Here is a 10,464-nt window from a genome sequence, read left to right on the forward strand (position 1 = left end):
CACCCATCCCATCAATAGGGCGCTATACCTTCAAAGAAATTGCTCTAAGCGGAGGAAGGGGGCGACAAGTACGATCGGTCTGGCTGGGATAGACGCTGCTCCTACCCTCTGCCGCTCCGATACGCGAAGCTCGGACGCGAGCCTGCGGGGCCGAACGAGGACGGCCTCGCCCGACCCGCGCCGGCCGAGTTTCATGGCCGCGTGCGCCACGGCCGCCGCGACGCGACGGCCTGGGTGCCGCCCCTCGCGCCGAGGTCGGGCGATACATTCTTCGGCCGGTCGGAGATCCATGCAGAGATCCTCCGGCCCGAGAGGGATCGACCGGCGCAGTAGCGCGATCCCGAAAGGCCCGGCCGGCAGGCGGCCGATACCGTGTTGCGTTGAAGGCTGGCTATCAACGGCGAAGGTTGACCGAGCGCCGGCAGAACCGCGGGCGAAATGGAATGATCGACGAGCCAGCAACTGCGTTCAACCAATGGTACCTGCAGAGCGTGTGGATCGTTGGAAACACCGGCTCGCGGCGGCCTCGCGCATGAGCGGCCTAAGCAACTCGCCCAGCTGCAGCTCGGGGTAGCAGGGCGGCAGCCGGTCCAGGACGACGTCCGGAGGCACCTCCAGCCGCCTCGCGACGTGCCAGCCGGCGTTATCAACAGGCATAAGCAGCATCGCGCCTTCCGGGTCGGCCCAACGGGCGAACGCTGCCAACGCGGTGGACATTCAGCCCATGTTCGATACCGTCAGGCTCAGCTCCAGGTTGTGGCCGTCGGCCGGGTGGACGAAGCAGCAGTTGTAGTGCCACTGGTATTTGGCGCGTCCGTTCGCCGTCAGCCTAGCTCCTCGCGGCGACCAAACGCGGCTGGTGATCCGTTTGAGATCGAGCCGGGCCTCAGCCTCGGTCCATCGCTCGACGGCCTTGCCGGAGTAACGCGGCGTAGCCTCGTCATGCGGGTAGCGTCGCCATGCGGTCGGACAAATGGGATTTTCGACTCCCCTTGCTCCTCGGCGTCGGCGGCCCCGGGGTTGCTGGGCCGCAAAACTCGCGAGATGAAGCCCAGCCGGTTCATCCACGTCCATGCGGTCCGCACGCAGAGCCCGACGCCCCCACCGCCCCGGACGTAGGCAGCGACCTTCGCCCTCTCCAACGGCCGCGGTCGACGGGCCGGCCCTGAGGCGCATCGAACACAGGGCCGCCTTCTTGTCCGAGAGCCAGGGCTTGCGCGGCCCGGATGTCGACCAAGGTGGTGAGGCCCTCGACCTTCCAACGCTTCAGGACGGTGCGGGCCCAGAGCGGGGTCAGCTTCACCTGGGCGCGATCGCCATCCAGACCGAAGTCTCGGTCGAGCGAGTCAGCAGTCAGACGATCTGATAGTGGGTCTTCTCCACCCCGCCGCTGCGGGCACTGTATCGGGGGATACCCCCTCAGTTGGCAAGTGGGCGACGATCGGCAATCGCGAGAAGCCCATGATTCGGCCTAACATACATATGAACGAACACACTTTACGGATGACTATCAAGGCGATTCAATGTGACGCTCCACGGGTCGCTCGGCCATCGACGCGACAACGAACAAGACCGGGGCATGGAGGCTACGGCCACACGTCTTATCTGGGGAACTTCCTGCTCGCGTCGAAGTCACGATTCAAGTCATCAAACCCACGTTGGAGTCAGGAAATCCCTGGAAATATCGTGTCTTTCCCGCGAATCCGAAAACACCAGAATCACGACGCAAGCTCTTATTAATTAATCATTTATGGATCGCCAACCCGCAAAGCCATGAGCCTTTGCTGCATGATCGTGAGGTGCATCCGGAGCTGATAGAACTCTTCCATGTAGCTCAGGGGGACCTCGACCCAGACGACTTTGTGCTCGATGGAGCGCAGGCGGGCGACCTCGCGGTCCAGGTCGACGCCGGCCATGCCGGACTCCAGCTTCTGGTCGATCTCGCGGAGGACGGCGTACCAGCGGTAGATCTTCCGTCGGGTCCGCCAGCGGATGAGCGGCGGGGCGGCCCGGACCAGCGGCATGAGCAGCATCACGAGCGGGATGAGCATTAACTTGGCCCGGTCGGCCAGCGATGCCAGCCAGAACGGCAACAGCCGCTGGAGCACGGGCTGGCCGTGCCGGTAGAAGCGGCGCGCGTCCTCGCTCACCGGCAGGTCGCAGAACGACTCCGACGGGAACTCGCGGGGCTCGGCGAGGACGCCCCCCTCGCCGTGGATCCGGGCGGCCGCCGCCAGCAGGAGCGGGACGAGCGCAGGGTGGAAGTCGTCCCGGACGACCAGCATGGCCGTGGGGGCCAGCAGGGCGACGTCCCTCCCGGGGAGGTTCCTCGCCAGGTCCACGACGCCCGTCGGCAGCGTGATCGGCGCGAGGAACCGGAAGCGGCGGCGATAGGCCTCCTGCCGGTCGAAGCTCAACAGCTCCACACGTTCGTCCTGGAGCAGCTCCTGGACGTACTCGGCCTCGAAGGCGGCGACGAAACAGGCGGCGTCCAGGTCGCCTTGGAGCAACAGGGCGACGGCGTCGGCCGCGTCCTCGCGGACGTACCGCGTGGCGGCGTCGCCCGGCGAGGCCCCGCCCTCGGCCAGGCCGTTGGCGGCGAGCATCCGCAGCGCGACGGCCTGGGTCCCGCTGCCTTCCGCCCCCACGCCGATCCGGAGGCCCTTCAACCCGCCCAGGCGATCAACCTCCAGGCCGCGACGGTGGAAGACCCACAACGGTTCGCGATACAGACTGCCGAGCGCCGCGAGACGACCCTCGCGGTCCTCGCCGTCGACGAGGCCGCTCTGGACGATGGCGACGGCGACGCCCGAGGAAGCGTCCCGCAACCGTTCCAGGTTCTCCACCGAGCCCGCCGTCTCGCGGACCTCGACCTCCAGGCCGTGCCGGCGGAGGTCTTCGGCGTACAGGTTGGCGAACCGGAAGTACGCGCCCCCCTGCGCGCCGCTGGCGATCACCAGGCGGCGGGGCGGCGGCGGCTCCACGAACAGGACGTACGACGCCGCCACCACGGCCGTCGCGAACGCGCCGACCCACAGCCAGGCCCCAATCGCCCGCCGGACCGTCCCGCGCCGTCGCGACGAGGAGGGGGGCCCTTCCAACCCGGACACGTCCGCTTCGGCCATCTCGCACTCGCTCACGACGGGGAGGGGATCGACGAACGCCCTTCGATCTTAACGCGATCGTCCGCCACCGCCAGCCACCCGCCGAAGTCCGAACCCGCCGCTCAGCCGCGGCTCCGACCCTCTCCCCCCCAACCGTCCAGCAGCGCCCGGCGGCGGTCCATACCCTCGCGGGCCTCCTCGACGATGGTCTCGCAGACCAGGTGGCAGAGCCGCTCCACGAGCGGGTCGTCGATCTTGTAGAAGACCTGCAGGCCCTCCTTGCGGCGCGAGACGAGCCCGGCCTCGGCCAGCATCTTGAGGTGCTTCGAAACGTTGGCCTGGTTCCGGGCCGTCTCCTCGACGACCTGGCCGACGCTCCGTTCCCCCGCCATCAGGGCGCGAAGGATCGCCAGCCGGGTGGGGTCGGCCAGCATGCGGAACTTCTCCGCCATCAGGTCCAGGAACTCGTCGGGGATGACGGGCATTTTCTTGACTTGTTTCCCAATCAGTAATATAGTCGAATTGTCCAGCAAGCATATTGTATCACGGCTGGGGGCGAAGTGAAGGGATCGTGAACGTGCACCGAGGAGAAGCCCTTCTCGAGGAGGAACGTCATGTGTCTCGCGATTGCGACGTTGGCGTTTTCGTTCGTGTCGGCGATGGATCCGCCCAGCCCCCAGGCCCCCTGTTGCGGGGGTGCGGGGTGTTGCCGGAGCGGCCAGGCCGAGGATCCCGGCCCTCGACCCCGGGAATCGGCCGGCCCGATGCCGGCGATGGGGGGATGTCGGACCGGGAGCATGAGGCGATCTTCGGCCTGGTCGCCGGACACGCCTCGATCACCCGCAAGGTGAAGGAGATCCCCGGCGGAGTGAGGACGAGGACCACCACGACCGATCCCGGGCTGGTGGCGACTCTCCGGACTCATGTGCGGCAGATGGAGACCCGGCTCGAGCGGGGCCGGCCGATGAGGATGTGGGACCCCGTCTTCCGCGACGTGTTCGCGCACGCCGACGAGATCACCGTCGTCGTGAAGGACGTCGAGGGGGGCGTCGAGGTGCCGGAGACGAGCGAGAACCCCAAGGTCGTCCCGATGATCCGGGCGCACGCGGCGAAGGTGAGTGATTTCGCCGCCCGGGGCCCCGCGGCCGTCCACCCTCCCTGGGCCGGCGGGGGTCGGGGGCGGACGGCGCCCGGCCGTTGAAAGCCTGCTATCCGGAGAGAACGATCCGATGAAGACGCGCATGATCGCCGCCGCCGTCCTGGCCCTCGCCTTCGGTTCGATGCGGGAAGCCCGTCTCGCCCGCGGCGAGGAGCCGGGCGGCCCGTTGAAGGTCGTCGTCCATGTGAACGCGCCCGAGGCCGGGGTGCAGGGGGCTGGGCTGAAAAACGTGACCAACATCCTCAAGGCGGCGCCCGACGCGCGGGTGGTGGTCGTCTGCCACGGGGCGGGCATCGGCCTGGTGGAGAAGGCCCGCTCCGACCACGCGGAGGCTGTCGCGTCCCTCGTGAAGCAGGGGGTGGAGTTCGCCGCCTGCGAGAACACGATGCGGCAGAAGTCGATCCGCGAGGAAGACCTCCTGCCAGGCGTCGCGACGGTCCCCTCGGGCGCGTTGGAAGTCATCCGCAAGCAGCAGTTGGAAGGCTATGCCTACTTCAAGCCGTGAGCCGAGGCCGACGAGCGGCCGGGAGGAGAACGAGATGAGCGTCGCGACGATCACGCCCAGGGAGCTTCATGAATTGCGTCGGGCCGGGCGGGCGGCCGAGCTGATCGACGTCCGGACGCCCGCGGAGTACCGCGAGGTCCACGCCGAGGCCGCTCGATCGATCCCCCTCGATCGCCTCGACCCCCAGGCCGTGATGGCGGGCCGCGAAGGCCCGGACGCCGGGCCGCTCTACGTGATCTGCCGATCGGGGAGCCGGGCGAAGAAGGCGTGCGAGGCGTTCCAAGCGGCCGGGTTCCCCGACGTCGTGAACGTGGAGGGGGGGACGCAGGCCTGGGAACAGGCCGGGCTCCCCGTGGTCCGTGGGGAGAAGACGATGTCCCTGGAACGCCAGGTCCGCATCGCCGCCGGCTCCCTCGTCGTGCTCGGCACCGCGCTGGGGGCGTTCGTGCATCCGGCGTTCCTGGGCCTGTCGGGGTTCGTCGGGGCGGGCCTGGTGTTCGCCGGGCTGACGGACACCTGCGGCATGGGGATGCTGCTGGCCCGGATGCCGTGGAATCAGGGATGCGCGGGGGGGACCACGTGTTCGCGCTGATCGACGGCCTGCTAGCGTTCGCACCGTCGGCCGCCGCGTTCGTCGAGGCGCAGGCCCTCGTGGCCCTGGCTTTCGGGGGCCTGGTCGGCTTCTCGCTCGGCCTGACCGGCGGCGGCGGGTCGATCTTCGCCGTGCCGCTGCTGGTCTACGGCCTGGGAGTCCGGCCGCGTGAGGCGATCGGCGTGTCCCTGGCGGCGGTCGGCGCGAACGCCCTGGTGGGCGGGCTGCGGAGGCTGTCCCGCGGCGAGGTCGAGGTCCGCACCGGGCTGCTCTTCACCGCGGCCGGGATGGTCGGGGCCCCGGCGGGCTCCTGGCTGGGAAGCCGGGTGCCCGAGGGGGTTCTCCTGGTCCTGTTCGCCGGCCTGATGGTCGCAGTCGCCGCGCGGATGTGGCGGCAAGCCTCGCGGAACCCGGAGGAGACGCGGGCGGTCCGAGGCCCGTCGATCGACCCGGGGGACGGACGCGGGCCGTCCTGCCGCCGGGACCCGGAAGGGCGGCCCACCCTGACCTCGCGGTGCTTCGCGGTGCTGCTGGTCGCGGGGCTCGTCACGGGCGTGCTCTCGGGGCTCTTCGGCGTCGGTGGCGGGTTCGTGATCGTGCCGGCGCTCGTGCTGGTGGCCGGGATGGGAATCCATCGCGCCGTGGCGACCTCGCTGCTTGTCATCGCCCTGATCGGCGCGTCGGGCGTGGCGTCGCACCTCGCGGCGGGGAGGCCGCTCCCCCTGACGTTGACGCTCCTGTTCGTGGCCGGGGGCGTGGCCGGGATGGAGCTCGGCTCGCTGGCGGGCCGTCGCCTGGCCGGCCCGCGGCTCCAGAAGCTGTTCGCCTCGGCGATGATCGCCGTGGCCGCGTTCATCGTCCTCAAGAGCCTCGCCTGAGGCCGGAGGCTTCCCCTTGTTCTTCCGTCAGCGGTTCGTGCCGGGGCTGGCCATCTACAGTTAGATGGTCGGCGACGAGAAGACCAAGCAGTGCGCCGTGATCGACCCGACCCGAGACGTCGACGATTACGTGGAGACGGCCAGGCGGGAGGGGCTGCGGATCACGCACATCCTGGAGATGCACGTCCACGCCGATTTCGTCAGCGGCTCGGCCGAGTTGAAGGCCCGGCTGGGCGACGAGGCGCAGGTCGCGGTCTCCGGCATGGGGGGCGCGGAATGGACCCCGCCGTACGCCGACCGGGCGGTGGCCGATGGCGACGAGATCGCGCTGGGCTCGGTCCGGCTCAAGGCCGTCCACACGCCCGGGCACACGTATGAGCACGTCGCCTGGGCGCTCTTCGACGACACCCGCAGCAAGGACGTCCCCTGGATGATCTTCACCGGGGACTTCGTGTTCGTCGGCGACGTCGGCCGTCCGGACCTGCTGGGCGAGGAGGCCCGCAAGAAGCTGGTGCACCAGCTCTACGAGAGCGTCTTCGGCGTCCTGCCGGCGCTGCCCGACTTCACCGAGGTCTACCCCGGCCACGGGGCCGGCTCGCTCTGCGGCAAGGCCATCGGCTCGCGGGGGAACTCCAGCCTGGGCTTCGAGAGGCGGTTCAACGCCGCGCTCCAGCCCAAAGACGAGCCCGATTGGGTCGCCTCGCTCCTGAAGGGGATGCCGATCGCGCCGCCGTAATTCCGACGGATGAAGAAGGTCAACGCCGAGGGCCCCAAGGTGCTCGGCCCCGAGCTGCCGGGCCGGAGGCGCTTCACCGCGAAGGAGGTCCACGAGCGGATCTGCGAGCACTGCTTGGTCCTGGACGTCCGGCCCAAGGAGGCGTTCGCCGCCGCCCACATTCCCGGCTCCATCAACATCCCGCTGGGCCACAACCTGCCCACCTGGGCCGGCTGGGTCCTCCCTTACGACCGCCCGATCCTGATCGTGCCGGACGACCCCGCCGACGTCGCCGACGTGGTCCGGCACCTGCTGCGGGTGGGCTTCGACGACGTGCAAGGCTACCTGGAAGGCGGCCTGGCCGACTGGGAGTCGCACGGGTTCGAGCTGGGCCGGCTGGCGACGGCCTCGGTCCACGACCTCGCCGCCAAGCTGGAGGCGGAGAAGGGCCGCCCGTTCGTCCTCGACGTCCGCACCGACTCGGAGTGGGACGCCGGGCGCATCGAGGGCGCGCATCACATCCACGGCGGCTTGCAGGAGGAGCGTTACGCCGAGATCCCTCGCGACCGACCCGTGGCGGTGGTCTGCGGGACCGGCTATCGCGCGTCGATCGCCTCGTCGTTCCTCAAGCGCGAGGGCTACGAGGACGTCACCAACGTGCTGGGCGGGATGTCCGCCTGGAAGGCCGCCGGGCTGCCGACGGTCAAGGATCGAAGTCCGGAACGCGAGAAGACCTGCTCAGGAGAACCCTGCTCTACGGGCGGTCCGTCCAGGCCTTCGCCAGGGACGTGACGGCCAAGCCGCCGCGGCGATCAAGGAGGCGAAGGAGGCCGGGGCGCGCATCATCCTCTGCGGCGAGGCCCTCAAGCGGTTCGACATCCCCACGGAGAAGCTGGAGCCGGGGGTCTCCGAGGTCATCCCCAACGCCATCTTCACCCTGGCCGATATTGTATACAATTTCTCTCATATCATTCATCTTTCATGTGTACTCGAGGATTCCCAAGATGCCCGCGACGAGAAGCGAACCCCAATGGGCCGCCGCCGCCCTGCTCGCGGCGTCGGCGGTCCACGCCCCGACGGCCCTCGCCGAACAGGGCGGCCCCGCGTCGATCTCGCTGGTCTACATGGCGGACCTGCACGCCCAGTTGGAGCCGCACGCCGAGTTCTTCTGGCAGGACGGCGACGAGCGGGCCGAGGTGGGCGGCGTCGCCCGCATCGCCTCGGCGGTCAAGGCGATCCGCGCGGAGCGGCCCGGCGGGGTGCTGTTCCTGGACGCCGGCGACACGATCCAGGGATCGGCCGCGGCCGCCTGGACGAAGGGCGAGGCGGTCGTCGCCCCGCTCAACGCGCTCGGGCTCGACCTGGGCGTGCCCGGCAACTGGGAGGTCGTCTACGGAGGCGCGATCCTCAAGCAGCGGGCGGCCGGATTCCGCCACCCGCTGATCGCCGCCAACCTGCGGGACGGCCGGTCGGGGAAGCTCCTCTTCCCGCCGTACCTCGTCAAGGAGGTGGGCGGCGTCCGCGTGGGCGTGATCGGGTTCACGGATCCCGACGTCCCCGAGCGCCAGCCCCCCAGCTACAGCGAGGGCCTGGCCTTCGACGGGGCCGACGTCCTCCAGCCCCTGATCGCGGAGCTTCGGGGCCTGGAGAAGGTCGACGTCGTCACGCTCCGCACGCACATCGACCTGCCGAAGTCGATCCGCCTGGCCGAGACGCTCAAGAGGGTGGATTTCGTGCTCTCGGGCGACACTCACGAGCGGACCTACGAGCCGATCGTCCGGGGCGAGACCTGGGTGGTCGAGCACGGCGGATTCGGCTCGTTCCTGGGCCGACTGGACTTCGCGGTCCGGGACGGCCAGGTCGTCGACCGCAAGTGGGAGCTGATCGAGCTGCGGGCCGATGGGTTCGCCGAGGACCGGGAGTTCAAGCGGGTGGTCGACGAGACCCTGGCCCCGTTGCGGACCCGGCTGGATCGGGTCGTCGGCCGCACGGACGTCCCGCTGATGCGGTACAACGTCGTCGAGACGAGCCTGGACGACGTCCTGTCGGACGCTCTTCGCGAGGCGGCCGGCGCCGAGATCGGCCTGTCGAACGGCTTCCGGTTCTCGCCGCCGCTCGCCGCCGGCCCGATCCGGGAGTCGGACCTCTGGGACTGGTACCCCATCAACACGAAGCTCAAGGTGGGCCGGGTGACGGGCCGTCAGCTCCGGGCCTTCTGGGAGCGCGAGCTGGAGCACGTCTTCGCCGAGGACCCGACCCGGCTCTTCGGCGGCTGGCTCCCTCGCCCCTCGGGGATGACGCTGCGGTTCGTCGCCCACGCGCCCGAAGGGGAGCGGGTCCGCGAGACCCGGGTCGGCGGCGAGCGCCTGGAGGACGACCGCGCTTATAGCCTGGTCGCCTGCGAGCGAAAGGGGGACGCCCCGGACAATCTCTGCCGCATCCCGCACGTCCAGGATCCGGCGGCGGGGGCGTTCCACCAGCATCCCTTCCAGGGCCGACTGGACCTGGGCCAGCTGCGTCGCCACCCGCCGCCGCAGGCCCGGGGCCTCGCGCAGGTCCTTCGGAGCCACGCCCCGCACGGCCGACCGGGCCCGCTCGACCAGCTCGTCGAGCTGCGCGTCGCTGCGGACATTAAGGGCGCGGAAGCGATCGAAGAAGCCGCACAGGTTCTCCACCGCCGAGTCGCGGAAGACCTTGGGCGGGCCGTCGTCGCCGACGCCGTCGGGCCGCTCGGCCAGGTGCTCGACCAGGCGGGCGAACTCCTCGGCGAACGCCCGCTCGGCCAGCGCCACCGCCTCCTCGAACCGCGACTCCATGCGGGCCCGCTCGCGATCGTAGAGGTCGGGCGCGAGCCGCATCAGGTAGTCGGGCGGCGCTACCGAGGGGAAGTCGCCGGCCACGGCGAACAGGCCCACCAGCGTGGCGGGGTAGTCGGCCGGGTCGTAGAGGCTCCCGAGCCGGCGGGCGGCCGCACCCTTCAGCTCGCCGTAGCGGCGGTCGAGGTCGGCGACGGCGTCGTCCAGCTCCCCGCGGAAGTCGGCGATCCGGCGGGCGAACTCGTCCACCGCGTCGCGTCGGATCAGTCGCACGCCCGGCTCTGGGAAGGGCGGCGAGACGTCGCGCCGGTACGAGCGGATGCGGCCGCGGACGGCGGTGACGGCGCGGAACGCCGGGTGCTTCACGTCGAGCAGCCGCTTGCCCGCGGAGAGGCATCCGCCCTCGGCGTCGAACGCCTCGGCGGCGCGGTCGCGCTGCGGGGCGGTGAGCGCCTTGCGGGTGCCGAGCCAGGTGAACGCGACGCGGGCGGCGGCCGTCTCCGCCCGCAGCCGCCGGGCCGGCCCGGCGAGGTCGTCGCGGGCGGCCGGTGCGACGGCCGGGGAGCCTTCGATGCGGTCGAGCAGGGTGGTCATCGAACCTCCTGGAGAGAAACGAGGCGGCCGACCGTGCGGGCCGCCGCCTCGTGATGGAGTCTTCGTAAACATCGTTTCGCCGGGGAGCTCCACGAGACGGA

The 10,464-nt window shown here is 70.2% G+C and carries 10 protein-coding genes; 7 read left to right on the top strand and 3 right to left on the bottom strand.

The genetic code is table 11. The features are described from left to right. Positions 1-468 precede the first annotated feature (468 nt). The 3 genes from G6O68_RS30585 to G6O68_RS30595 all read right to left on the bottom strand — a co-directional run bounded on the left by G6O68_RS30585 (position 469) and on the right by G6O68_RS30595 (position 3,589). Positions 469-657, bottom strand: coding sequence for a hypothetical protein (locus G6O68_RS30585; protein WP_165253354.1), 189 nt, complete (start codon positions 655-657; stop codon positions 469-471). Positions 658-1,748: 1,091 nt separating this feature from the next. Continuing rightward, positions 1,749-3,125, bottom strand: coding sequence for a TAXI family TRAP transporter solute-binding subunit (locus tag G6O68_RS30590; protein WP_165253356.1), 1,377 nt, complete (start codon positions 3,123-3,125; stop codon positions 1,749-1,751). A 101-nt stretch (positions 3,126-3,226) separates the two neighbouring features. Next, complete coding sequence (locus G6O68_RS30595) at positions 3,227-3,589, bottom strand: ArsR/SmtB family transcription factor (RefSeq protein WP_165253358.1); 363 nt, start codon at positions 3,587-3,589, stop codon at positions 3,227-3,229. A 296-nt stretch (positions 3,590-3,885) separates the two neighbouring features. Between G6O68_RS30595 and G6O68_RS30600 the strand changes: the two genes are divergently transcribed. From G6O68_RS30600 to G6O68_RS30630, 7 genes are all read left to right on the top strand, one after another. After that, positions 3,886-4,305, top strand: coding sequence for a hypothetical protein (locus tag G6O68_RS30600; RefSeq protein WP_165253360.1), 420 nt, complete (start codon positions 3,886-3,888; stop codon positions 4,303-4,305). A 28-nt stretch (positions 4,306-4,333) separates the two neighbouring features. Continuing rightward, positions 4,334-4,768, top strand: a complete 435-nt coding sequence (locus G6O68_RS30605; RefSeq protein WP_165253362.1) for a DsrE family protein — start codon at positions 4,334-4,336, stop codon at positions 4,766-4,768. Between the two features lie 34 nt (positions 4,769-4,802). Next, positions 4,803-5,360, top strand: coding sequence for a rhodanese-like domain-containing protein (locus G6O68_RS30610; protein WP_165253364.1), 558 nt, complete (start codon positions 4,803-4,805; stop codon positions 5,358-5,360). Continuing rightward, entirely contained in the window at positions 5,348-6,238 is an 891-nt protein-coding gene (locus G6O68_RS30615; RefSeq protein ID WP_206108269.1) for a sulfite exporter TauE/SafE family protein, read from the top strand. The genes G6O68_RS30610 and G6O68_RS30615 overlap by 13 nt, the downstream gene beginning before the upstream one ends. Before the next feature lie 64 nt (positions 6,239-6,302). Then, entirely contained in the window at positions 6,303-6,974 is a 672-nt protein-coding gene (locus G6O68_RS30620) for an MBL fold metallo-hydrolase (protein ID WP_165253368.1), read from the top strand. A gap of 9 nt (positions 6,975-6,983) precedes the next feature. Next, a complete protein-coding gene (locus G6O68_RS30625) occupies positions 6,984-7,745 on the top strand; it encodes a rhodanese-like domain-containing protein (protein WP_165253370.1) in 762 nt (253 codons plus the stop codon). Between the two features lie 212 nt (positions 7,746-7,957). Beyond that, positions 7,958-10,417, top strand: a complete 2,460-nt coding sequence (locus tag G6O68_RS30630) for a bifunctional metallophosphatase/5'-nucleotidase (RefSeq protein ID WP_165253372.1) — start codon at positions 7,958-7,960, stop codon at positions 10,415-10,417. Positions 10,418-10,464: the final 47 nt, after the last annotated feature.

This window comes from Paludisphaera soli (assembly GCF_011064595.1).
In the GTDB taxonomy this organism is placed as follows: domain Bacteria; phylum Planctomycetota; class Planctomycetia; order Isosphaerales; family Isosphaeraceae; genus Paludisphaera; species Paludisphaera soli.

Bases quoted from the DNA above. Each gene is read 5' to 3' on its own strand.
- G6O68_RS30585 (WP_165253354.1), bottom strand. From the start codon at position 657: ATGCCTGTTGATAACGCCGGCTGGCACGTCGCGAGGCGGCTGGAGGTG.
- G6O68_RS30590 (WP_165253356.1), bottom strand. From the start codon at position 3,125: ATGGCCGAAGCGGACGTGTCCGGGTTGGAAGGGCCCCCCTCCTCGTCG.
- G6O68_RS30595 (WP_165253358.1), bottom strand. From the start codon at position 3,589: ATGCCCGTCATCCCCGACGAGTTCCTGGACCTGATGGCGGAGAAGTTC.
- G6O68_RS30600 (WP_165253360.1), top strand. From the start codon at position 3,886: ATGTCGGACCGGGAGCATGAGGCGATCTTCGGCCTGGTCGCCGGACAC.
- G6O68_RS30605 (WP_165253362.1), top strand. From the start codon at position 4,334: ATGAAGACGCGCATGATCGCCGCCGCCGTCCTGGCCCTCGCCTTCGGT.
- G6O68_RS30610 (WP_165253364.1), top strand. From the start codon at position 4,803: ATGAGCGTCGCGACGATCACGCCCAGGGAGCTTCATGAATTGCGTCGG.
- G6O68_RS30620 (WP_165253368.1), top strand. From the start codon at position 6,303: ATGGTCGGCGACGAGAAGACCAAGCAGTGCGCCGTGATCGACCCGACC.
- G6O68_RS30625 (WP_165253370.1), top strand. From the start codon at position 6,984: ATGAAGAAGGTCAACGCCGAGGGCCCCAAGGTGCTCGGCCCCGAGCTG.
- G6O68_RS30630 (WP_165253372.1), top strand. From the start codon at position 7,958: ATGCCCGCGACGAGAAGCGAACCCCAATGGGCCGCCGCCGCCCTGCTC.